Below are 22,171 nucleotides of genomic sequence, written 5' to 3'. Positions count from 1 at the left end.
GGGCGCGCAAACGCGCGAAAAACCGCCGGGCGGGCGCGCGAATTCAGGCTTCGACGTTCAGGACGTTGCGCAATTTCGGTGCGTGCGGCGCACCGGGTACCGCGCTCAGGTCGGACAGCATTCGTTCGACGATCGCCGCGTGCGGCAGCACCGTGCCGAAGAAGCGTGCGGTGTTGGCGTCCTCGATCAGGATCGTCGGGAAGTTCTCGACGTCGAGATCGTCGAGGCGGTCGGCATGCGTTTCGATGTCGATCCAGGCGAAGCAGGCGTCGGGATGCGCGTCGGCGAGCTGGTCGAAGGCCGTCCGGTAGTCGCGGCACGTGCCGCACCACTGGGCGCACAGGCAGGCGACGAGCAACGTGCCGGGATCGGCGAGGCGCTCGGCGATCCGATCCGCATCGGTGTCGAGATTCAGCGCGGGCATGGATTTCCTTGAATATCGTCGGCGGCGCGGCCGCCCCTATTCGGGGAAATGTAGCACGCCGCGCGCAGGCGGGGTGGGGGCCGCGTCAAGCCGCACGAAGCGTCCGCCGGGGAGGCTCGCGACGCGACCGGCCAGTTCGAGCGCGAGCAGCGCGCGGTGCAGCACGTCGTCGGACAGGCCGCTGTGTTCGGCGAGCCATTCGTATGTGACGGGGCCGTATCCCAGTGCGGCGAGCACGGTCTGCTCGGACGGGGTGTAGGGCGACGGAGGCGGTGATGCTTCGATTCGGGCTGGCGCGGCGGCCGGAACGGAAGGGGGCGCTTCCATGATGCCGGCGCAGGCGCGCTGGCCGGAAGCTTCGGTTTCTCGAACCTCGTCGGGATTCGCGCGCCGAATTCCGGGGCACGCCGCATCGGTCGTCGGTTCGCCCAGCCCGTATTCCTCGAGAATGTCGAGCGGCGCCGCCGTGAGCTTCGCGCCGTCGCGGATCAGCGCGTGGCAGCCCTGCGCGAGCGGGGCGTGGATCGAGCCCGGCATCGCGAACACATCGCGCCCCAGTTCGTTCGCGAGCCGCGCGGTGATCAGCGAGCCGGAGCGCGGGGCGGCTTCGACGACGAGCGCGCCGATCGCGAGCGCCGCGATCAGCCGGTTGCGCTGCGGGAAATGCGCTGCGCGTGCCGGTGTGCCGAGCGGCCATTCCGACAGGATCGCACCGTGCGCGGCGATCTCGTGGGCGAGTGCGCGGTGCCGCGCCGGATAGACGAGATCGGCGCCCGTCGCGATCACCGCGACCGTGCCCGACCGGCCGTCGAGCCCGCCGCGATGCGCGGCGCCGTCGATCCCGAGCGCGAGGCCCGACACGATCGGGAGCCCCGCGTCGGACAACTCGCGTGCGAAGCGCGTCGCGTCGGCGAGCCCCTGCGGCGTCGCGTGGCGGCTGCCGACCACGGCGACGCTGCGTGCGTGCAGCAGGTCGAGCCGGCCCTTTACATATAGCAGCGGCGGCGGGTCGTGCAGGTCGCGCAGCCGCGGCGGGTAGGCCGGATCGTTGAGCGTGACGAGCGCGTTGCCCGGCGCATCGAGCCAAGCCAGCGCGGCGTCGGTGCGCGCATCGAGATCGTCGCGTTCACTTGCGCGCACGGCCTGCGCGGCGGCGGGGCTGCTCACGGCGGCAATGGCCTGGTCGGATGCGCGCAGCAGCGCCGCCGGCGAGCCGAACGCGTCGAGCAGCGCCTGCAGTACGGCGGGTGCGAGGCCGGGCGCGTGCCCGAGCTGCAGCCACGCGCGCAACGCGGAGGTGGTCAGCGCTTGAGGCGACATGAGGCTGCCCTCGAACGCGACGGCCAGCGGACCGCGTGGCGCCATGATAAAATTTTCATCATCCGAAATACTCGACAGGGCCGTGCGCGCAGGCGCCCGGCCAATTGCAGGAGGCGCGATCCGCGGCATTGATACGCCGCGCATCCGCCTCATCTTCATTGCATCGCGGCGGCGGCGCCAGCCGGCCGGATGGCCGATGCGGCACGCCGCGCCACCGAATACCGAACACCATGGCTTTGCTCAACATTCTTCATTACCCCGACAAGCGGCTGCACAAGGTCGCCAAGCCCGTCGACAAGGTCGACGACCGGATCCGCAAGCTCGTCGCCGACATGGCCGAGACCATGTACGCGGCGCCCGGCATCGGCCTTGCAGCCACGCAGGTCGACGTGCACGAGCGCGTGATCGTGATCGACGTTTCCGAGGAAAAGAACGAGTTGCGCGCGTTCATCAACCCCGAGATCGTCTGGTCGAGCGACGTGAAGCAGATCTATGAAGAGGGCTGCCTGTCGGTACCCGGCATCTATGACGAAGTCGAGCGTCCCGACCACGTGCGCGTGCGCGCGCTCAACGAGCAGGGCGAGGCCTTCGAGCTCGACTGCGAGGGCCTGCTTGCCGTGTGCGTCCAGCACGAGATGGATCACCTGATGGGGCGCGTGTTCGTCGAATACCTGTCGCCGCTCAAGCAGACGCGCATCAAGACGAAGATGAAGAAACTCGAACGCGCGATGTGACGCGCGTTCATCCTGCCCGACCCAGAACGCTGTCATGACCCATACGTTGCGCGTGATTTTTGCCGGCACGCCGGAATTTGCCGCGGCTGCGCTCGCCGCGATCCATGAGGCCGGTTTTCCGGTGCCGCTCGTGCTCACCCAGCCCGATCGCCCGGCCGGCCGCGGGATGAAACTGCAGGCGAGCGCCGTGAAGCGCTACGCCGTCGAGCATGGCATGCCCGTCGCGCAGCCGCCGTCGCTGCGCCGCGCGGGCAAGTACCCCGCGGAGGCGGCCGACGCGATCGAGCTGCTGCGCACGACGCCGCACGACGTGATGGTGGTCGCCGCGTACGGCCTGCTGCTGCCGCAGGAGGTGCTCGACATTCCGCGCAGCGGCTGCATCAACATCCATGCGTCGCTGCTGCCGCGCTGGCGCGGCGCCGCGCCGATTCACCGCGCGATCGAGGCCGGCGACGCCGAGACGGGCGTCACGCTGATGCAGATGGACGTCGGCCTCGACACCGGCGCGATGATCGAAGAGGCGCGCATCGCGATCGCGCCCGACGACACGACCGCGACGCTGCACGACCGGCTGGCCGCCGACGGCGCGCGGCTGATCGTCGACGCGCTCGTGCGGCTCGAGCGCGACGGTACGCTGCCGGCGACCCCGCAGCCGGCCGACGGCGTGACCTATGCGGAAAAGATCGGCAAGCACGAAGCGGCGCTCGACTGGCGCAAGCCTGCCGACGTGCTCGCGCGCCAGGTGCGTGCGTTCGATCCGTTTCCCGGCGGCGTCGCGACGCTCGACGGCGCGGCAATCAAGCTGTGGGCTGCGGAGCCGGTGGCGGCGCGCGGCGACGCAGCGCCCGGCACGATCGTCGAGGCCGCGCCGGAAGGCGTGGTCGTCGCGTGCGGCAGTGGCGCGCTGCGCGTCACGCAGTTGCAGAAGCCGGGCGGCAAGCGGCTGCCCGCGCGCGAATTCCTCGCCGGCTCGCCGCTCGCCGCGGGCCAGCGTTTCGCGCTGACCGACCTTGCGTAACGTGACCTGACCGCCATTCGACACGACCTGCCGGCCCTGCGCAATCGGCCGAACGGTCGAGTCGCGCAGCGCGGCAGGCGCGCGTAGAATTTCCCTGCGCTCTCCGGTTTCGAGGTTTTCATGTTCGGCATCACCCATTTCGGCTTCTTCGTGCTTGCAGTTTTCCTGCTGAACGTCACGCCCGGCCCCGACACGGCTTACATCGTCGGCCGCAGCGTCGCGCAGGGCCGCGGTGCGGGGCTGATGTCGGCGCTCGGCATTTCGGCCGGCTGCTGCGTTCACGCGCTCGCGTGCGCATTCGGCCTCACGGCGCTGCTTGCGGCGTCGGCTGCCGCGTTCACGGTGATCAAGCTGGTCGGCGCCGCGTACCTGATTTATCTCGGCGTGCGCATGATCGTCGCGAAGCAGGCCGCCGCGCCGTCGGGCGCGGAGGCCGCCACGGCAGCAAAGCCGCTGCGCCAGCTGTTCATGCAGGGCTTCTGGACCAACGTGCTGAACCCGAAGGTCGTGCTGTTCTTCGTGTCGTTCTTCCCGCAGTTCGTGTCGGCCGACAGCCCGCACAAGGCATTGGCGTTCCTGACCCTCGGCGCGGTGTTCGTCGCGATGAGCACGGTCTGGACCAGCCTGGTCGCATGGGTCGCGGGCAGCGTCACGCAGCGTTTTTCCGGCAAGCCGGGCGTCAGGAAGTGGCTCGACCGCACGGTCGGCAGCGCTTTCGTCGGCCTCGGCCTGCGTCTTGCAGCTTCGCAACGCTGAGATTGAATTTTTCCGGCAAGACCTTATCTAACAAATCGCTTACAATTTTCCGTCGCGCCCTGTGATGCGCGGCGGGTCCCCTGACGGATAAGGAGTGGGTATGTTCAATTGGGTCAAAACGGCGATGCTGATGGCCGCGATCACGGCCCTGTTCATCGTGATCGGCGGAATGATCGGCGGCTCGCGCGGCATGACGATCGCGCTGCTGTTCGCGCTCGGCATGAATTTCTTCTCGTACTGGTTCTCCGACAAGATGGTGCTGCGCATGTACAACGCGCAGGAAGTCGACGAGAGCACGGCGCCGCAGTTCTACCGGATGGTGCGCGAGCTGGCCACGCGCGCGAACCTGCCGATGCCGCGCGTCTACCTGATCAACGAGGATGCGCCGAACGCGTTCGCGACGGGCCGAAACCCCGAGCATGCGGCGGTCGCCGCGACGACGGGCATCCTGCGCGTGCTGTCGGAGCGCGAGATGCGCGGCGTGATGGCGCACGAGCTCGCGCACGTGAAGCACCGCGACATCCTGATCTCGACGATCACCGCGACGATGGCGGGCGCGATCTCGGCGCTTGCGAACTTCGCGATGTTCTTCGGCGGGCGCGACGAGAACGGCCGGCCGGCCAACCCGATCGCGGGCATTGCGGTCGCGCTGCTCGCGCCGATCGCCGGCGCGCTGATCCAGATGGCGATTTCGCGGGCACGCGAGTTCGAGGCCGACCGCGGCGGCGCGCAGATTTCCGGCGATCCGCAGTCGCTCGCGACCGCGCTCGACAAGATCCATCGCTATGCGGCCGGCATCCCGTTCCAGGCGGCCGAAGCGCATCCGGCCACCGCGCAGATGATGATCATGAACCCGCTCCGCGCCGGCGGCCTGCAGAACCTGTTCTCGACGCACCCGGCCACCGAGGAACGCATCGCGCGCCTGATGGAGATGGCGCGTACCGGCCGCTTCGATTAAACCTCGGCGCATCGCGCGGCCGTTGCCGCGCGGCGTCCGCCCCGCCACCCCGCACGCTTCGCGCTGCGGGGTGTTTCATTTGTGCGCGCCGTAAAGGGGCCAAAGGGGCCGCATGGTCGCACGCTACAATGCGCGGTTTGGGATCGCAGGGCCGCGCGGCCGCAGCAATCCCGCCGTTTGCCGCATTTGTTTGCTGCGTTTGTTTGCCGATTCCGCTCCGATGACACGAACCCGTTCTTCCGCCCCGTCTTCTTCCGGCCGCCCGGCGCGCCTGTCCGCGCCGCATCTTGCGCCCGATTCGCTCGGCTTCGCACTCGACGCGGCCGCGCAGGCGGTCGATGCGGTACGGCGCGGCACAGCGCTGCCGGCAGCGCTGTCGGCGGTATTCGCGCAGATGGCGTCCGGTGCACAGGCGCTCGCGCGCGGCGCGACGCAGGACGTCGCGTACCGGACGATGCGTCGCCTCGGCAGCGTGGACTGGCTGATCGGCCGGCTCGTCAGCAAGGCGCCGCCCGCGCACGTGAACGCGGTGCTCGCCGGCGCGCTCGCGCTGCTGCTCGATCCGGCGGACGATGCCGCATATTCGGCGTTCACGGTGGTTGACCAGGCCGTGACCGTGATCGGCGCACGCCGCGAATACGCATTCGCGAAGGGGTTGGTCAACGCGGTGCTGCGTCGTTTCCTGCGCGAGCGCGACGTGCTCGTCGCGGCGATGCAGGACGACGCCGTTGCGCGCTGGAATTACCGCGCATGGTGGGTCGATGCAGTGAAGCGCGCATGGCCCGACGCATGGCAGGCGATCCTCGCGGCCGGTGAGCGCCAGGGGCCGCTGACGCTGCGCGTGAATGCGCGTCGCGCGAGCGTCGACGCGTATCTCGACACGCTGCGCGCGAGCGGGATCGACGCGACCGCGATCGGCCGGCATGCGGTGCGGCTCGCATCGGCGCTGCCGGTCGAGCGCATTCCGGGATTCGCCGACGGCGTGGTATCGGTGCAGGATGCCGGCGCGCAGCTCGCGGCCGAATGGCTCGGCGCGCGCGACGGCATGCGCGTACTCGATGCATGCGCGGCACCCGGCGGCAAGACCGGCCATATTCTCGAGCTGGCCAACGCGGAAGTCGTCGCGCTCGAAAGCGACGCGACGCGCGCGGCGCGCATCGGCGAGAACCTCGTGCGCCTGTCGCTCGCAGCGGACGTGCGCGTCGGCGATGCGGGTGCGCCCGGCGCGTGGTACGACGGGCGCCCGTTCGACCGCATCCTGGCCGACGTGCCGTGCTCGGCATCGGGCATCGTGCGGCGGCATCCCGACATCCGCTGGCTGCGCCGCGAGGCCGACATCCCGGCGCTCGTCGCGGAACAGCGCCGCATCCTGTCGGCGCTGTGGCCGCTCGTGAAGCCGGGCGGCGAACTGCTTTACGTGACCTGCTCGATCTTCCCCGAGGAAGGCGAGTTGCAGGCCCGCTGGTTTGAAGCGGTCTGTGAAGATGCGGTACGATTGGACGCCCCCGGCCAGCTGCTGCCGGGCGGAGTGCAGGGAGGGGCTGCCGCCGGCGCACTCGACCAGAACACCGATCACGACGGATTTTTCTACGCGCGGTTTCAGAAACGGTGACGATCAAACACCTTTTTCCACTTCGGCTCGCGGCCGTCCTGATGGTCGCGTTGACGCTGTGCCTGGCCGTCGTCCGGCCGGCGCATGCGCAGTCGATCGCCGTGCAGCGCGCGTCGCTCCAGGCCGACGGAAGCGGCTGGAGCCTCGATGCCCGCTTCGATTTCGAGCTGAATCCGAACCTCGAGGATGCCGTCAACAAGGGCATCCCGCTTTACTTCACGACCGACTTCGAGCTGAGCCGCGCGCGCTGGTACTGGTTCGACGAGCAGCCGGTGTCGGTGACGCAGACGATCCGCCTGTCGTTCCAGCCGCTCACGCGCGAATACCGCGTGTCGACGGGCGGCCTGCAGCTCGGCTTCCCGTCGTTGAAGGACGCGCTCGCGGTGGTCAGGCACATCACGTCGTGGCACGTGATCGACCGCAACCAGGTGCGCCTGGGGGAAACCTACATGGCGTCGGTGCGGATGCAGCTCGATACGGCGCTGATGCCGAAGCCGTTCCAGGTCGACGCCGTGAACAATCGCGACTGGACGCTCGGGTCGGACTGGAAGCGCTTCAACTTCACGGTGACCGAACGTGCTAAATAAAGTGCGCCGCGCGGCCAGCGGGAAGAGCCTCCTCGTTCGCGTGATCGTCTCGACCGTCGCGTTCACCGCGCTGCTGCTGCTCGTGCTGCTCGCGGCCGCGAGCGCGAATACCGAATTCTTCGATCGCTACTATTCGTGGCTGTACGCGACCAACATCGTCGTCGCGCTGGTGTTCCTGCTCGTGGTGCTCGGGCTGATCGGGATGATCGTCGTGCGCCTGAGGAAGGGCAAGTTCGGCACGCGGCTGCTCGCGAAGCTCGCGGTGTTCTTCGCGCTCGTTGGCGTGGTGCCGGGCGGGATCATCTACATCGTGTCGTACCAGTTCGTGTCGCGCAGCATCGAGTCGTGGTTCGACGTGAACGTCGAGACGGCGCTGACGGCCGGCCTGAACCTCGGCCGCGGGATGCTCGATGCGTCGCTGTCCGATCTGCAGACGAAGGCGCGGCTGATGTCCGACCAGCTCGCGAGCGTCGACGCGAACACGAACGGCACGACGCTCACGCTGCTGCGGCTGCGCGACCAGTTCGGCGTGCAGGACGCGACGATCGTCGAGCCGAGCCGCGGCGGTTCGGGCGCGGCGCCCGACCTGCACATCGTCGCGCAGGCATCGGGCAATTTCGCGGCGCTGATTCCGGACGACCTGCCGACGCCGCTGATGCTGAGCCAGGCGCGCGAACACGGCGCGTACGCGGCGATCGAAGGCGAAGTCGACGGCGACCCGCGCGCGCACGGCGCGAAGGGCGCGCTGCGGCTGCGCGTCGTGCGGCCGATTCCCGATGCGACGACGTCGCTGCTGCAGCCGGCCGAACGCTTCCTGCAGCTCACACAGCCGGTGCCGCCGACGCTCGCGCACAACGCGGACGCCGTGCAGCGCGCGTATCGCGAGTATCAGGAAAAGGCGCTCGGCCGCACGGGCCTGCGCAAGATGTACATCGGCACGCTGACGCTCGCGCTGTTCCTCGCGACCTTCATCGCGATGATGCTCGCGCTCGCGCTCGGCCAGCAGCTCGCGCGGCCGCTGTTCCTGCTCGCGCAGGGCACCAAGGAGATCACGGAAGGCGATTACACGCCGAAGCGCGAGATCAAGACGCGCGACGAGCTCGGCTTCCTCACGCAGTCGTTCAACGCGATGACGCGCCAGTTGTCCGAGGCGCGTCTCGCGGTCGAGAAGAACCGCATCGCGCTCGAGCATTCGAAGACCTATCTCGAGAGCATCCTCGCGAACCTGACGGCCGGCGTGTTCGTGCTCGACCGCCAGTTCCGGCTGACGACGGCCAACCGCGGCGCCGAGCGGATCTTCCGGCAGCCGTTCAACGCGCTGATCGGCACGACGCTCGACCGGATCGGCGTTGCGGCGGGATTCGGTGCGATGGTGCGCAAGGCGTTCGCCGATCGCGAGGCGGCATCCGACGGCGGCAGCGGCGATCGCGGCCACTGGCAGCAGCAGTTCGCGATCGAGATGCCGGGCGAAACCGAACCGCTGACACTGCTCGTGCGCGGCGCGCGCCTCGTGTCGACGGTCGAGGGGCAGGCCGAAGATCCGCAGACGTCCGGTTACGTCGTGGTATTCGACGACATTTCCGACGTGATTTCCGCGCAGCGCTCGGTTGCGTGGGGCGAGGTCGCGCGGCGGCTCGCGCATGAGATCAAGAATCCGCTGACGCCGATCCAGCTGTCGGCCGAGCGGCTGCAGATGAAGCTGTCCGACAAGCTTGCGCCGTCCGACGCGGATGTGCTCAAGCGCGGCGCGACGATGATCGTCAACCAGGTGGCCGCGATGAAGCGGATGGTCGACGATTTCCGCGAATACGCGCGCACGCCGCCGGCGGTGCTTGCGAACCTGCAGTTGAACGAACTGGCGAGCGAGGTGCTCGGGCTGTACGGCGTCGGCGAAGGCAAGAGCCCGATCGCCGCCGAGCTCGCGCCGTCGCTGCCGGTGATTCGCGGCGACGCGACGCAATTGCGCCAGGTGATCCACAACCTGCTGCAGAATGCGCAGGATTCGGTCGCGGAAGCCGCGCATCCGCGTGTGTTGATCGAAACCAAGACAGTAGAATATGGCGATCCCGACGCAGAGGGCAAAACGCGCGTCGCGGTACGTCTTACCGTGTCCGACAACGGGCCCGGTTTTCCGGCACGCATCCTGACCCGCGCGTTCGAGCCTTACGTGACGACGAAGGCGAAGGGCACGGGGCTCGGGCTGGCCACGGTCAAGAAGATCGTCGACGAGCACGGTGCGCGGATCGATCTGCGCAATCGCATGCACGGCGAGACCGTCGAGGGTGCGCAGGTGTCGATCCTGTTCCTGCAGATGGCGAGCGATGCGCCAGGCGCCGAACCGGGCGCGCAGGACGGGACGACCCCCGCTAAGACAAAAGCAAGTGAGCAGACAAGGGCAGCGTAAATGGCAACCATCCTGGTGGTAGATGATGAAATGGGCATCCGGGAATTGCTCTCGGAGATCCTCAGCGATGAAGGACATGTCGTCGAGGCAGCGGAGAACGCGCAGGCCGCGCGGGAATACCGGCTGAATCAGGCGCCCGATCTCGTGCTGCTCGATATCTGGATGCCCGATACCGACGGCGTCACGTTGCTCAAGGAATGGGCGGCGCAGGGGCTGCTGACGATGCCCGTGATCATGATGTCCGGGCACGCGACGATCGACACGGCCGTCGAGGCGACGAAGATCGGTGCGCTCGATTTCCTCGAGAAGCCGATCGCGCTGCAGAAGCTGCTGAAGTCCGTCGAGCACGGTCTCGCACGCGGCGCGGCGCCGGTGTCCGCCAACGCGGCGGCGAAGGGCGGCGCCGGACAGGCAGCGGGGCCCGCGGCGGTTGCGTCCGCGGCTGCGCTGCCGACGCTCGGCGACGACATGGCGGCGGCACTCGGCCTCGCGGGGCAGACGGCCGCGATCCCGTTCGACATCCCGTTGCGCGAAGCGCGCGATGCGTTCGAGCGCGCGTACTTCGAATATCACCTCGCGCGCGAGAACGGCAGCATGACGCGCGTCGCGGAGAAGACGGGCCTCGAGCGCACGCACCTGTATCGCAAGCTCAAGCAGCTGGGCGTCGAGCTCGGCAAGAAGCCGTCCGAAGGCGCGGTATAAAATTTTTTTGCGAAAACGCTTGAGCAGGTGGGAAAAGCTCGATATACTTTCATTCTTCGTTGGCCCGGTAGCTCAGTTGGTAGAGCAGCGGATTGAAAATCCGCGTGTCGATGGTTCGATTCCGTCCCAGGCCACCAGCAGTTCCAACCCCAAGAATCGGAAGGTTCTTGGGGTTTTTCGTTTGTGGTGGGTATTGCGTGTCATAGGCGGCGTGTGCGGCAGCATTCGCGGGGGCATGATAAAATCCGTGCCCGCTCAATGACTTAGCGCATCGCTTCATATGCACGGCAGGCCGCCAGCAACGCGCCGCCGTGATGCGCGGCAACGATGTCGCGCGATGGGCGGTATAAGCGCTCCGCCGCGTTCGCGGCCGACCGCGCTGCCTATACTGGTCGAGCCGGCGCAGGCCGGTACGCGTCGGGCCGCCCGGCGGCAGCCGGCCCCGCGGCGCAGCGCGACGCGAGCCTATACATTCACGGAGTATCACGGTGATTCGGACAGACGCTAAAGACGGCGCGCTCGTGTTGTTTTCCGGCGGGCAGGACTCGGCCACGTGCGTGGCGTGGGCCCTCGAACGCTACCAGACGGTCGAGACCCTCGGCTTCGATTACGGCCAGCGCCATCGTGTCGAGCTCGAATGCCGCGAAGGCGTACGCGAAGCGCTGAAGCGCGACTTTTCCGCGTGGACGGACCGGCTCGGCGACGATCACATGATCGACCTGTCGGTGCTCGGCGCGATCAGCGATACCGCGATGACGCGCACGATCGAGATCGAGACGACGGCGAGCGGCCTGCCGAACACGTTCGTGCCGGGCCGCAACCTGCTGTTCATGACGATCGCCGCGGCGATCGCGTATCGCCGCGGGCTGCGCGTGCTGGTCGGCGGGATGTGCGAGACCGATTTTTCGGGCTACCCCGACTGCCGCGACGACACGATGAAGGCGCTGCAGGTCGCGCTGAATCTCGGGATGGACACGCGCATCGTGCTCGAGACGCCGCTGATGTGGCTCGACAAGGCGCAGACGTGGCAGCTCGCCGAGCAGCTCGGAGGCGAAGCGCTCGTCGAACTGATCCGCGTCGAGACGCACACGTGCTACGTGGGCGAGCGCGCGGAACTGCACGACTGGGGCTTCGGCTGCGGCGAGTGCCCGGCCTGCAAGCTGCGCAAGCGCGGCTACGAGGCCTACCTGAAGGGCGAGCGGGTGACCGAAGCGCCGCTGTGACGCGGCTGCGCCGGCAGCGCTTGATGAATAACGGATTCTGATCGACAACGAGCGGCGCGAGCCGGACGACGGACGATGACTTACGCGGTCAAGGAAATTTTCTACACGTTGCAGGGCGAGGGCGCGAACGCGGGCCGGCCGGCTGTGTTCTGCCGGTTCGCCGGCTGCAACCTGTGGTCGGGCCGCGAAGAGGATCGCGAGGAGGCCGTGTGCCGCTTCTGCGATACGGACTTCGTCGGCACCGACGGCGAGAACGGCGGCAAGTTCAAGGACGCCGAAGCGCTCGTCGCGACGATCGCCGGCCTGTGGCCGGACGGCGAAGCGCACCGCTTCGTCGTCTGCACGGGCGGCGAGCCGATGCTGCAGCTCGACCAGCCGCTCGTCGACGCGCTGCACGCGGCCGGCTTCGAGATCGCGATCGAGACCAACGGCTCGCTGCCGGTGCTCGAATCGATCGACTGGATCTGTGTGAGCCCGAAGGCCGACGCGCCGCTCGTGGTCACGAAGGGCAACGAACTGAAAGTCGTGATCCCGCAGGACAACCAGCGGCTGGCCGACTATGCGAAGCTCGACTTCGAGTATTTCCTCGTCCAGCCGATGGACGGCCCGTCGCGCGACCTCAATACGAAGCTCGCGATCGACTGGTGCAAGCGTCATCCGCAGTGGCGCCTGTCGATGCAGACCCACAAATATCTGAACATTCCCTGAGCCACGGCCTTTGACATCGTGCTGATTACCCGAAAACTCGAATTCGACGCGGGCCACCGCATTCCCGATCACCGCAGCCAGTGCAGGAACCTGCACGGCCATCGCTACGTGCTCGAAATCACGTTGCGCGGCGATCTCGTCGATACCGAGGGCGCTCCCGACCGTGGCATGGTGATGGATTTCGCCGACGTGAAGGCGCTCGCGATGGAGCACCTCGTCAGCAAGTGGGACCACGCATTCCTGGTCTATGCGCGCGACGACGTCGTGCGCTCGTTCCTCGAACAGATGGCCGACCACAAGACCGTCGTGATCGACCGGATCCCGACCGTCGAGAACCTCGCGGCGATCGCGTTCGACCTGCTCGCGAACGTGTACGACGCGCACTACGGCGTGAACCTGCGCCTCGAGCGCGTGCGTCTGTACGAAACGCCGAACTGCTGGGCCGACGTCGAGCGCCAGCCCGGCCGCTGATCCTGCCTTCCCGGCAGCCCCGCCGGCCGGCGCGGGCTGCCCGTCACCGCGCCCCGCGGCCTCGTCCCGCGCCGGCGCTGCTCCCCGTCCGTTCCCACATTCCGCTTAACGCCGCGCTATGATCGTTGCGTGGCACCGTAAAACGCACCCGTGCGCGGTCGCGCGGCCCGCGCTGTCAGATCGGCCGCCCACGGCCGACTAACGTTGAAAGGCGCGGTCTGGCGCCGCCGCCCCGCTTCGCCTGATGCTTGTCCCGTTCGATTGCCGTTCCGTCCAGGAGGCCGTATCGATGAGCACGCTCACCAATTCCCTCAAACAACGCCTGCGCGACGGCGACGAGCCGCTGTATGGCCTGTGGCTGTCGCTCGGCAGCGACTCGGCCGCGGAAGCGCTCGCGCACGCCGGCTACGACTGGCTCTGCATCGACATGGAGCACGCGCCGAACGATAGTCGCGACGTCGTGTCGCAGTTGCGCGCGATCGCCGCCGCGCACCTGCCGAGCGAGCCTGTCGTGCGCGTGCCGGCGCGCGAGCCGTGGCTCGTGAAGCGCGCGCTCGACGCCGGCGCACGCACGCTGATGTTTCCGTGCATCGAGACGCCAGACGACGCCGCGCACGCGGTGCGGCTCACGCGCTTCCCGTCGCCGGAATCGCCTGACGGGCTGCGCGGCGTCGCGGGCATGGTGCGCGCGGCGGCGTTCGGCATGCGCCGCGATTACGTGCTGACGGCGAATGCGCAGGTCGCGGTGATCGTGCAGATCGAATCGGCGCGCGGCGTCGACGAAGTCGAGCGGATCGCGGCGACGCCCGGCGTCGACTGCCTGTTCATCGGCCCGGCCGATCTCGCGGCGAGCCTCGGGCATCTCGGCGACATCCGCCACCCGGACGTCGAAACCGCGATGGCGCGCGTGCTCGCGGCCGGCAAGCAGGCCGGCGTCGCGGTCGGCATCTTCGCGGGCGACACGGCGGGCGCGCGGCAGTACCGCGAGGCCGGCTACCGGATGATCACGCTGTCGGCCGACGTGAGCTGGCTGCTGCGTGCGACGCGGCAAGCGCTGCAGGAGGTACGGTCATGAACGGCGACGGCGCGTCTTGCGGGCGCGCGCAGGGTGCGGCCGGTGCGCGCGGGCGGTTCGGCGCGATGCTCGGCCTGTGGGCCGTGTGTGTCGCGGCGGCCGCGCAGGGCGCGCCGCAAGCGAAGCCCGATCCGTCGCGCGAGACGCAATCGGCGGTCGCCGACTACAACGCCGGCGACTATCGCGCGGCGCTGGTGCAGTTCCACGACGCAGCCGAGCGCGGCGACCGTCTCGCGCAATTCAACTACGCGATGATGCTGCTGACGGGCGAAGGCGTGACGGCGAACGTCGACGAAGGGCTGCGCTGGCTGAAGCGCGCGGCCGACGCGAACATGTCGCATGCGCAGTACGTGTACGGCCGGATGTTCGACGACGGCGAGTTCGTCGCGCGCAATCCGGCCGAAGCGCATCGCTGGTTCCTGCGGGCGGCGAAGCAGGGGCACGTGCAGGCCGAGCTGTCGCTCGCGAACCAGTTCCTCGACGGGCGCGGCACACCACGTGACAACCGGCAGGCGTTCGCGTGGTACAAGCAGGCCGCCGATGCGGGCGAGCCGACCGCGCAGTACGTGACCGCGTCGTTCTACGAGCGCGGCGGCGACGGCGTTGCGCAGAACCTGAACATCGCGCGGGCCTATTACGCGGCGGCGGCCGCGCAGGGCGACGAGACGGCCGGATTGAAATTCAAGGAATTGAGCGCGCGGCTGAAGGCGCAGGGGCCGGCGTCGGGCGTCGGTGCCGAGCCGGGGAGCCCACGCGCGGCACCGCAGTGAGCGGGCGACGCGCCGCGTTGCCGCGTTCGACGTGCACGATAAAAAACGGCGCCGGGGCGCCGTTTTTCTTGGCCGCGGCCGTGCCGCGCGGTCAGCTCTTCATCAGCCGCCGCTGTCGCCCGACGCTCATGATCATCCCGATCGCGATGCCGAGCGTCGCGAGCGCGGTGCCGCCGTAGCTCATGAACGGCAACGGCACGCCGACGACCGGCAGCACGCCGCTCACCATCCCGATGTTGACGAACGCATAGACGAAGAACGCGAGCGTGAGCGAGCCCGCGAGCAGGCGGCCGAACAGCGTCGCGCCCTGCGCGGCGATATAGAGCCCGCGCGCGATCAGCGCCATGTACAGCGTCAGCAGCACGATCCCGCCGACCAGCCCCCATTCCTCCGAGAACACCGCGAAGATGAAGTCGGTGTGCTTCTCCGGAATGAATTCGAGGTGCGCCTGCGTGCCTTTCAGGTAGCCCTTGCCGAGCACGCCGCCCGAGCCGATCGCGATCACGGCCTGGATCGTGTGGAAGCCCTTGCCGAGCGGGTCGGAGGTCGGGTCGAGCAGCGTGCACACGCGGTGCTTCTGGTAGTCGTGCATCAGCGGCCACTGCACTTCGGGCTGGCAGATGCGGTCCTCGAACACGGCGATCGACCCGACCGCGATCACGCCCGCGACGAGCACCGGCACGATCAGCTTGAACGACAGGCCGGCGAGGTAGATCACGAAGAAGCCGGCCGCGAACACGAGCAGGCCCGTGCCGAGGTCGGGCTGCTTCGCGATCAGTCCGACCGGCACCATCAGGATCCCGAACGCGGCGAGGAAGTCGTACCAGCGCAGCCCGCCTTCGCGGCGCTGGTAGTACCACGCGAGCATCAGCGGCGTCGCGATCTTGAGGATCTCCGACGGCTGGATCACGACGCCGACGTTCAGCCAGCGCTTCGCGCCCTTCTTCGTCATCCCGAACAGCGCGACCGCGATCAGCAGCGCGACCCCGAACGTATAGAGCGGGACCGCGAAGCGCATCAGCGTGGTCGGCGGGATGTTGGCGATCACCCACATCAGCACGAACGTCAGCAGGATGTTGCGCAACTGGTCCTCGACGCGGCCCGGCATGTCGATCGCCGCGCTGTACAGCGTGACGATGCCGACGCACAGCAGCAGGAACACGATGAGGGCGAGCGGGCGGTCGAAGCCCGCGAACATCTGCTTGATCTTGTCGAGCCAGGCGCGCTTGTCGAATTGCATGCCTTTCTCCGTTAATGAGCGGTGCCGGCGTCCGCCGCTTTCGCGGGGGCCGTCGCACGGTGGTTGTCGTCCCGCGGCGCGGCGACGAGCGGCTGCGCGTCGCTGGCGGGCCGGCGCGGCCGGTGCGGGCGCCGGATCGGCGGCAGGCTCGCGGCCATCGGCGCCGCGGCGCTCGCCGGCTGCGCTGCGTTTGCACCGGCCGCACCCGACGCATCGGGCGCCGACGCGGCCGATGCCGCATCCGCCGCGCTGGCCGCGGTCGGCACGACGGGCTGCGGCAGCGCCTTGAAGCCGGCGGCGACGGCGGCGGGCTTGTTCGCGTCGCCGATCACCGGTGCATTCACGGGTTCGGTCGCCGACGCCGCGGCAGCCACGGCCGCGGCTTCGTTCTGCGGGTTCTGGCGCTCGACGAGGAAGAAGTCGAGCACGCGGCGCGCGATCGGGCCTGCGGCCTGCGCGCCCCAGCCGCCGTTCTCGACGACCAGCGCCAACGCGATCTGCGGATGGTCGACCGGCGCGTACGCGATGAACAGCGCGTGGTCGCGCAGATGCTCGGCGAGCAGGTGGCCCTTGTAGTTGGAGCCCTGCAGCGAGAACACCTGAGCGGTACCGGTCTTGCCGGCGGCGAGATACGGCGCGCCGCGGAACACCTTGTACGCGGTGCCGGACGGGTTCTCGATCACGTTCTCCATCCCGCGCTTCACGACGTCGATGTCGGCCTGCTTGAGCGGGATCGTTTCACTTTCCTTCGGCACGGTCAGGCGGCGCCCGCGCGAGATCGGATCCTCGACTTCCTTCACGAGGTGGGGCTTCATCACGATGCCGTTGTTCGCGAGCGTCGCGGTTGCGTGCGCGAGCTGCAGGATCGTGAACGAGTTGTAGCCCTGGCCGATCCCGAGGCTGATCGTCTCGCCGTCGAACCACTTCTGCTGCGCGGCCTTCTTGAACGCCTTCTTCTTCCAGTCGGTCGACGGCAGGATCCCGCGCGCTTCGCCCTGGATGTCGATCCCGGTGATCTGGCCGAAGCCGAACGGCTTCATGAAGTTCGCGATCGCGTTCACGCCGAGGTCGCGCGCGAGCATGTAGAAGTAGGTGTCGTTCGACACCATGATCGCCTTGTTCATGTCGACCCAGCCCTGGCCCGAGCGCACGTCGTTGCGGAACGTGTGGCCGCCGAACGTGAAGTAGCCGGGATCCTGGAACCCCCAGCCCGGCGAGCGCTTGCCGAGCGTCAGGCCCGCGAGCGCCATGAACGGCTTGTACGTCGAGCCGGGCGGGTAGGTGCCGTGCAGCGGACGGTTCAGCAGCGGCTTGTCGGTCGAGTTGTTCAGCTCGTCCCAGGTCTGCTGGTCGATGCCGTCGACGAACGAATTCGGGTCGAAGCTCGGCGACGACACGAACGCGAGCACGTCGCCCGTCTTCGGCTCGATCGCGACGAGCGCGCCGCGCTTGCCGGCGAACGCCTGCTCGGCAACCTGCTGCAACCCGATGTCGAGCGACAGCACGAGGTTGTTGCCGGGCGTCGCCTGCGTGCGCGACAGCGTGCGCACGGGCCGGCCGCCGGCCGTCACCTCGACTTCCTCGAAGCCGGTCAACCCGTGCAGCTCGGTCTCGTAGCTCTGCTCGACGCCGATCTTGCCGATGTAGTCGGTGCCCTTGTAGTTGTTCGCGTCGCGTCGCGGATCGTAGTTTTCCTGGTCGCTGTCGTTGTCGTCGCTGATCGCGTCGATCCGATCCTGGTCGCGCTTCGAGATCCGGCCGATGTAGCCGATCACGTGTGCGGCCGTCGTGCCGAGCGGATATTGGCGGAACAGCCGCGCACGCACGTCGACGCCGGGGAAGCGGAAGCGCTGCGCGGTGAAGCGCGCGACTTCCGCGTCGGTGAGCCGCGTGCGGATCGGCAGGCTCTCGAAGTTCTTCGAGTCTTCCTGCAGCTTCTTGAAGCGGCGGCGGTCGCGTGCGTCGATCGGGATGATCTCGGACAGCTTGTCGATCGTGTTGTCGAGCGTGTCGTCGAGCTTCGATGGCGTGATCTCGAGCGTGTACGCCGAATAGTTCTTCGCGAGGATCACGCCGTTGCGGTCGGTGATGATCCCGCGGTTCGGCACGATCGGCGCGACCGAGATGCGGTTTTCCTCGGCCTGCAGCGCGTATTTGCCGTGCTGCATCAGCTGCAGGTAGAAGAAGCGGCTCGCGAGCAGCCCGAAGCAGACGAACACGAACACGCCCGCCGCCGCGACGCGCAGGCGGAACTTCGAGAGCTGCTGTTGGGTGTCGTTGAATTCGGTCATGCGGTTGAGCGTCTATCCGACCCGCGCGCGGGCGGGCGAGGTGCCGCCCCGGAGCGCGGCGCGCGGCGGGATTGGGGGCGGCGGGTATTCAAAGGTCGTCCGGCTCAGATGGGGCGCGTATCGTCCGGATCGACCGGACGGCGTTGCGGCATCAGCAGCAGGTGGCTCGCGATCGGCCACAGCGCGGCCTCGACGAAGCCGTCGACCAGATAGCGCCAGCCGGGGAACGCGGCGCCCATCAAGAGACGGATCACGAACGGCACGAGCTGCGCGACGACGAGCAGCGGCGTGACATACAGCACCTGCACGCCGATCGGCATCCACAGCACGCGGCGGTGGATCGTGATCGCGCCGTACGACAGCAGCGTATAGGCGAGCGCGTGCTCGCCGAGCAGCCCCGCGTCATGCACGTCCATCAGGATGCCGAGCGCGAACGCGACGCCCATCCCGACCTTGCGCGGCTGGTGGATGTTCCAGAACAGCAGCACGAGCGCGACGAAGTCGGGCACGCCGGGCAGGCGGCCCCACGGCATCAGGTTCAGCAGGAACGCGGCGGCGAGGCTGAAGACGATGAAGTACGGATTGACCGGCTGCAGGATGTATTGCGGGCGGTTCATCGCTGGGCTCCTGGTTGCCCGGCCGCGGGCTTCGCGGGTGCGGCGGCGGGCTTGGCCGGAGCGGCGGGCGCGGCGGGCGCGGCCGGCGCGGGCTTCGCGCCGGGCTGGGCGGCGGCGGCCGGCTTTGCGTTCGCGTCGGCCTTGTCGGCTTTCTCGCCCTTCGCGGCGGCTTTCGCGCCCTTCTTGCCGCCCTTCGCGTTCTTGTCGGCGGCCGGTTCGAGCTCGACCGGGCGCGGCGGGATGTCGTTCTGGTAATGCAGCACGAGCATCTGGCGCGCGCCGCGCACGGCCGCGACCGGCGCGCAGGTCACGCGCGCGAATGCGGTGTCGGCGAGCTTGTCGACGCGCGCGACCTTCGCGACCGGCAGGCCGGGCGGATAGACGCCGTCGAGGCCGCTCGTGACGAGTTCGTCGCCGACCACGAGATCCGCGCTCGTCGGTACGAAGCGCAGGTCGAGCGAATCGCCCTTCGGCGTGCCGTAGATCACGCTGCGCAGGCCGGTGCGCAGCACCTGCACCGGAATCGCGAGATCGCGGTCGGTGACCAGCGTGACTTCGGACTGCAGCGGGAACACGCGCGTAATCTGGCCGACCACGCCGTCCTCGCTGACCACGGGCGCGCCGTTCTGGATGCCCTGCTGCGAACCTTGCCCGACCACGATCTTCTGCGTGAACGGATCGCTCGTGTCGTACTGGATCTCGACCGGCGTCGATTGCGTCGCGATGTGCTGGCGCAGTTCGAGCACCGCGCGCAGGTGCATGTTTTCCTGCGCGAGCACGGCGGCCTGGTTGGCCTGCGTCGACAGTTGCAGGTTGCGCTTGCGGAGGTCGTCGTTCTCGTGGCGCAGCGATGCGCCGGTGACGGCGATGTCGGCCGCGCCCATGAACAGGTCGCGGGGCACGAGCGCCGCGCGCTGCAGCGGATAGAGCACGGTGCCGAGCACGCCGCGCAGGATTTCGAGCGTGCTGAAGCGCGCGTCCGACACGAGGAGCGCGATGGCGAGGGCAACGAAGAAGATGAGCCGCGCGAGCGCGGGCGGACCTTGCTTGAAGAGGGGCGGCGGACTGTATTCCATGGTCGGCGCCGGGCGCGTGTGATCGGTTAAATGATGCTCAGACGCGCAAACGGCGCGGCGGTTCGTTCTAAACGAGCGATCCGGCCACGCCGCAGGTGCGTCATATCAACGAAACTGGGGGGCTGTTTTTCCATGAAACGTGCGTGCGTTGCCCCGAAACGGGCCGCTCGCAAGGATCGCGACGCCGCGAATACTGAACGTATTCGCAAGGAGCATGACGCAGCGAGCGGCCCGTTTCGGGGCAACCCCAAATTTAAAATTCATTCCACGGGAATGCCCGAAATCGGCCGCATGGCGGCGTCGTTCGTCGCTTGTTTGGCGCGGCCAAACGGCGCTCCTCACTTCTTGCTTGCGCCCCGCAAGGAAGTCCCCTTGGGGGACGACCGATTTCGGGCATTCGCACGTACGTTTCATGGGAAAACAGCCCCCTAGACGATCACTCGTACGAGAAGATGCTGCCCAGCTTGTCCATGCGCTCGAGCGCCATGCCCGAACCGCGCACGACGCAGGTGAGCGGATCTTCGGCGACGAGCACCGGCAGGCCGGTTTCTTCCGCGAGCAGGCGGTCGAGGTCGCGCAGCAGCGCGCCGCCGCCCGTCAGCATCATCCCGCGTTCGGCGATGTCGGCGCCGAGTTCCGGCGGCGTCTGTTCGAGCGCGATCTTCACCGACGACACGATCTGGTTCAGCGGATCGGTCAGCGCTTCGAGGATTTCGTTGCTGGAGATCGTGAAGCTGCGCGGAATGCCTTCCGACAGGTTGCGGCCCTTCACTTCCATTTCCTTGACTTCGGAGCCCGGGAACGCGGAGCCGATTTCCTTCTTGATCGCCTCGGCCGTTTGTTCGCCGATCAGCATCCCGTAGTTGCGGCGGATGTAGTTGACGATCGCCTCGTCGAACTTGTCGCCGCCGACGCGCACCGAGCCCTTGTACACGATGCCGCCGAGCGAGATCACGCCGACTTCCGTCGTGCCGCCGCCGATGTCGACGACCATCGAGCCGGTGGCTTCCGACACCGGCAGGCCCGCGCCGATCGCGGCCGCCATCGGCTCCTCGATCAGGTAGACCTGCGATGCGCCGGCGCCGTGCGCGGCTTCCTTGATCGCGCGGCGCTCGACCTGGGTCGAGCCGCACGGCACGCAGATGATGATGCGCGGCGACGGCGAGAACATGCGCGACTCGTGCGCCGTCTTGATGAACTGCTTGATCATCTGCTCGGTGACGGTGAAGTCGGCGATCACGCCGTCCTTCATCGGGCGGATCGCCTCGATGTTGCCCGGCACCTTGCCGAGCATCTGCTTGGCTTCCTTGCCGACCGCCTGGATCGTCTTCTTGCCGTTGGGGCCGCCTTCCTGGCGAATCGACACGACGGACGGTTCATCGAGCACGATGCCCTTGCCGCGCATGTAGATCAGGGTGTTTGCGGTGCCGAGATCGATCGCGAGATCGTTGGAGAAGTAGCTGCGCAAAAAACCGAACATTCAGAATCCTGTTTCGCTCTGGGCCGGCCCTGTATAGCGAGCGCTGGGGGCGGCAGCGGAAAAAATAACAGCCTCGGGAAGCGTGGCGGAAGCGGCCGCCGCGGCGCACGAAGCTGCGAGTGATGTCTACCGGGGATCGCACGAAGCACGCACGGCTTGCCGAAACGGGGCGAAACGGTGCGGGAAAAGGCTGCCGGGTTTGGGTCGAACGCGTAATGATACCTTATAATTTCACGGTATTTGAATCGAAACGGGCGGTATTTTTGCCGCTTCGGTCCCGATTTTTGAGGGTGGGATCGCACCCTTCAACCCCCGCCGCAGCGCTGCTTCTGATGCGCTGCGCAGCCTTGTTTTTCCGGTGATCGCATGGCCCTGACCCTGACCGATGTGAAACGCATCGCGCACCTGGCGCGACTCGAAATGGCCGACGCCGACGCCGAGCACATGCTCGGCCAGCTCAATGAATTCTTCGGCCTCGTCGAGCAGATGCAGGCGGTCGACACCGCCGGCATCGCGCCGCTCGCCCACCCGATCGAACAGATCCAGGAAGTCGCGCAGCGCCTGCGCGACGACGCCGTGACGGAAGTCGTCAATCGCGACGACAACCAGCGTCCGGCGCCGGCCGTCCAGGACGGCCTCTATCTCGTGCCGAAGGTGATCGAGTAAGCATTCGACGACAAGCGCGCCGGCCAGCACCGCGCGCCA

General features: G+C 68.0%; 21 protein-coding genes and 1 tRNA gene. 15 read left to right on the top strand and 7 right to left on the bottom strand.

Features of this window, described 5'->3' with window-relative positions; translation table 11 throughout:
• Positions 1–43 precede the first annotated feature (43 nt).
• Positions 44–424, bottom strand: a complete 381-nt coding sequence (locus tag ACM6JT_RS04640) for a thioredoxin family protein (protein ID WP_034179360.1) — start codon at positions 422–424, stop codon at positions 44–46.
• Positions 425–460: 36 nt separating this feature from the next.
• A complete protein-coding gene (gene dprA / locus ACM6JT_RS04635) occupies positions 461–1,789 on the bottom strand; it encodes a DNA-processing protein DprA (protein ID WP_414856030.1) in 1,329 nt (442 codons plus the stop codon).
• A gap of 185 nt (positions 1,790–1,974) precedes the next feature.
• Between dprA and def the strand changes: the two genes are divergently transcribed.
• The 14 genes from def to ACM6JT_RS04565 all read left to right on the top strand — a co-directional run bounded on the left by def (position 1,975) and on the right by ACM6JT_RS04565 (position 14,762).
• Positions 1,975–2,478 (top strand): peptide deformylase, encoded by a 504-nt coding sequence (gene def, locus ACM6JT_RS04630; RefSeq protein ID WP_034179358.1) that lies wholly within the window; start codon positions 1,975–1,977, stop codon positions 2,476–2,478.
• 34 nt (positions 2,479–2,512) lie between these two features.
• Positions 2,513–3,496, top strand: a complete 984-nt coding sequence (gene fmt / locus ACM6JT_RS04625) for a methionyl-tRNA formyltransferase (protein ID WP_105389499.1) — start codon at positions 2,513–2,515, stop codon at positions 3,494–3,496.
• Between the two features lie 120 nt (positions 3,497–3,616).
• A complete protein-coding gene (locus ACM6JT_RS04620; RefSeq protein ID WP_034179356.1) occupies positions 3,617–4,252 on the top strand; it encodes a LysE family translocator in 636 nt (211 codons plus the stop codon).
• A gap of 100 nt (positions 4,253–4,352) precedes the next feature.
• Complete coding sequence (htpX, locus tag ACM6JT_RS04615; protein WP_034179355.1) at positions 4,353–5,210, top strand: zinc metalloprotease HtpX; 858 nt, start codon at positions 4,353–4,355, stop codon at positions 5,208–5,210.
• Between the two features lie 220 nt (positions 5,211–5,430).
• Positions 5,431–6,822 (top strand): 16S rRNA (cytosine(967)-C(5))-methyltransferase RsmB, encoded by a 1,392-nt coding sequence (rsmB, locus tag ACM6JT_RS04610; protein ID WP_105389500.1) that lies wholly within the window; start codon positions 5,431–5,433, stop codon positions 6,820–6,822.
• On the top strand, positions 6,819–7,409 hold the full coding sequence (locus ACM6JT_RS04605; protein ID WP_034179354.1) for a DUF4390 domain-containing protein: 591 nt from the start codon (positions 6,819–6,821) through the stop codon (positions 7,407–7,409). The genes rsmB and ACM6JT_RS04605 overlap by 4 nt, the downstream gene beginning before the upstream one ends.
• Entirely contained in the window at positions 7,399–9,813 is a 2,415-nt protein-coding gene (gene esaS, locus ACM6JT_RS04600; RefSeq protein ID WP_414856029.1) for a sensor histidine kinase EsaS, read from the top strand. The genes ACM6JT_RS04605 and esaS overlap by 11 nt, the downstream gene beginning before the upstream one ends.
• Positions 9,814–10,515 (top strand): response regulator transcription factor EsaR, encoded by a 702-nt coding sequence (gene esaR / locus ACM6JT_RS04595; protein ID WP_034179352.1) that lies wholly within the window; start codon positions 9,814–9,816, stop codon positions 10,513–10,515.
• 61 nt (positions 10,516–10,576) lie between these two features.
• Positions 10,577–10,652, top strand: a tRNA-Phe gene (locus tag ACM6JT_RS04590).
• Positions 10,653–11,003: 351 nt separating this feature from the next.
• Positions 11,004–11,738 carry a 7-cyano-7-deazaguanine synthase QueC gene (queC, locus tag ACM6JT_RS04585; RefSeq protein ID WP_034179351.1) on the top strand — a complete coding sequence of 245 codons (735 nt, stop codon included), beginning with the start codon at positions 11,004–11,006 and terminating at the stop codon, positions 11,736–11,738.
• Between the two features lie 75 nt (positions 11,739–11,813).
• Positions 11,814–12,446: a 7-carboxy-7-deazaguanine synthase gene (gene queE, locus ACM6JT_RS04580; protein ID WP_072437609.1), complete on the top strand. Its 633-nt coding sequence runs from the start codon at positions 11,814–11,816 to the stop codon at positions 12,444–12,446.
• Positions 12,447–12,464: 18 nt separating this feature from the next.
• The gene (gene queD, locus ACM6JT_RS04575; protein ID WP_006477472.1) at positions 12,465–12,917 is read left to right on the top strand and encodes a 6-carboxytetrahydropterin synthase QueD; all 453 of its coding nucleotides are present in this window, start codon (positions 12,465–12,467) and stop codon (positions 12,915–12,917) included.
• Between the two features lie 289 nt (positions 12,918–13,206).
• On the top strand, positions 13,207–13,992 hold the full coding sequence (locus ACM6JT_RS04570; protein ID WP_034179349.1) for an HpcH/HpaI aldolase family protein: 786 nt from the start codon (positions 13,207–13,209) through the stop codon (positions 13,990–13,992).
• Positions 13,989–14,762: a tetratricopeptide repeat protein gene (locus ACM6JT_RS04565; RefSeq protein ID WP_034179348.1), complete on the top strand. Its 774-nt coding sequence runs from the start codon at positions 13,989–13,991 to the stop codon at positions 14,760–14,762. Before ACM6JT_RS04570 ends, ACM6JT_RS04565 begins: the two co-directional genes overlap by 4 nt.
• Before the next feature lie 91 nt (positions 14,763–14,853).
• On the opposite strand, the gene rodA is transcribed toward ACM6JT_RS04565, so the two are convergent.
• The 5 genes from rodA to ACM6JT_RS04540 form a co-directional block, all read right to left on the bottom strand.
• Positions 14,854–16,002 (bottom strand): rod shape-determining protein RodA, encoded by a 1,149-nt coding sequence (rodA, locus tag ACM6JT_RS04560; protein WP_034179347.1) that lies wholly within the window; start codon positions 16,000–16,002, stop codon positions 14,854–14,856.
• A gap of 11 nt (positions 16,003–16,013) precedes the next feature.
• Entirely contained in the window at positions 16,014–18,293 is a 2,280-nt protein-coding gene (gene mrdA / locus ACM6JT_RS04555) for a penicillin-binding protein 2 (RefSeq protein WP_034179346.1), read from the bottom strand.
• Between the two features lie 104 nt (positions 18,294–18,397).
• On the bottom strand, positions 18,398–18,910 hold the full coding sequence (gene mreD / locus ACM6JT_RS04550) for a rod shape-determining protein MreD (RefSeq protein WP_006482567.1): 513 nt from the start codon (positions 18,908–18,910) through the stop codon (positions 18,398–18,400).
• On the bottom strand, positions 18,907–19,986 hold the full coding sequence (mreC, locus tag ACM6JT_RS04545) for a rod shape-determining protein MreC (protein WP_105389502.1): 1,080 nt from the start codon (positions 19,984–19,986) through the stop codon (positions 18,907–18,909). Before mreC ends, mreD begins: the two co-directional genes overlap by 4 nt.
• Positions 19,987–20,422: 436 nt before the next feature.
• Entirely contained in the window at positions 20,423–21,466 is a 1,044-nt protein-coding gene (locus ACM6JT_RS04540) for a rod shape-determining protein (RefSeq protein WP_004189550.1), read from the bottom strand.
• A gap of 366 nt (positions 21,467–21,832) precedes the next feature.
• On the opposite strand from ACM6JT_RS04540, the gene gatC reads away from it, so the two are divergent.
• Complete coding sequence (gene gatC, locus ACM6JT_RS04535) at positions 21,833–22,132, top strand: Asp-tRNA(Asn)/Glu-tRNA(Gln) amidotransferase subunit GatC (RefSeq protein WP_006477478.1); 300 nt, start codon at positions 21,833–21,835, stop codon at positions 22,130–22,132.
• Positions 22,133–22,171 lie beyond the last annotated feature (39 nt).

The sequence above is a fragment of the Burkholderia sp. IT-111MI5 genome (assembly GCF_949752865.1).
Lineage (GTDB): Bacteria > Pseudomonadota > Gammaproteobacteria > Burkholderiales > Burkholderiaceae > Burkholderia > Burkholderia pyrrocinia_C.
This window is presented reverse-complemented; position numbering and strand designations above follow the sequence as displayed.

Coding starts and splice junctions, on each gene's coding strand:
- ACM6JT_RS04640 (WP_034179360.1), bottom strand. CDS start 424: ATGCCCGCGCTGAATCTCGACACCGATGCGGATCGGATCGCCGAGCGC.
- dprA (WP_414856030.1), bottom strand. CDS start 1,789: ATGGCGCCACGCGGTCCGCTGGCCGTCGCGTTCGAGGGCAGCCTCATG.
- def (WP_034179358.1), top strand. CDS start 1,975: ATGGCTTTGCTCAACATTCTTCATTACCCCGACAAGCGGCTGCACAAG.
- fmt (WP_105389499.1), top strand. CDS start 2,513: ATGACCCATACGTTGCGCGTGATTTTTGCCGGCACGCCGGAATTTGCC.
- ACM6JT_RS04620 (WP_034179356.1), top strand. CDS start 3,617: ATGTTCGGCATCACCCATTTCGGCTTCTTCGTGCTTGCAGTTTTCCTG.
- htpX (WP_034179355.1), top strand. CDS start 4,353: ATGTTCAATTGGGTCAAAACGGCGATGCTGATGGCCGCGATCACGGCC.
- rsmB (WP_105389500.1), top strand. CDS start 5,431: ATGACACGAACCCGTTCTTCCGCCCCGTCTTCTTCCGGCCGCCCGGCG.
- esaR (WP_034179352.1), top strand. CDS start 9,814: ATGGCAACCATCCTGGTGGTAGATGATGAAATGGGCATCCGGGAATTG.
- queE (WP_072437609.1), top strand. CDS start 11,814: ATGACTTACGCGGTCAAGGAAATTTTCTACACGTTGCAGGGCGAGGGC.
- ACM6JT_RS04570 (WP_034179349.1), top strand. CDS start 13,207: ATGAGCACGCTCACCAATTCCCTCAAACAACGCCTGCGCGACGGCGAC.
- ACM6JT_RS04565 (WP_034179348.1), top strand. CDS start 13,989: ATGAACGGCGACGGCGCGTCTTGCGGGCGCGCGCAGGGTGCGGCCGGT.
- rodA (WP_034179347.1), bottom strand. CDS start 16,002: ATGCAATTCGACAAGCGCGCCTGGCTCGACAAGATCAAGCAGATGTTC.
- mrdA (WP_034179346.1), bottom strand. CDS start 18,293: ATGACCGAATTCAACGACACCCAACAGCAGCTCTCGAAGTTCCGCCTG.
- mreD (WP_006482567.1), bottom strand. CDS start 18,910: ATGAACCGCCCGCAATACATCCTGCAGCCGGTCAATCCGTACTTCATC.
- mreC (WP_105389502.1), bottom strand. CDS start 19,986: ATGGAATACAGTCCGCCGCCCCTCTTCAAGCAAGGTCCGCCCGCGCTC.
- ACM6JT_RS04540 (WP_004189550.1), bottom strand. CDS start 21,466: ATGTTCGGTTTTTTGCGCAGCTACTTCTCCAACGATCTCGCGATCGAT.
- gatC (WP_006477478.1), top strand. CDS start 21,833: ATGGCCCTGACCCTGACCGATGTGAAACGCATCGCGCACCTGGCGCGA.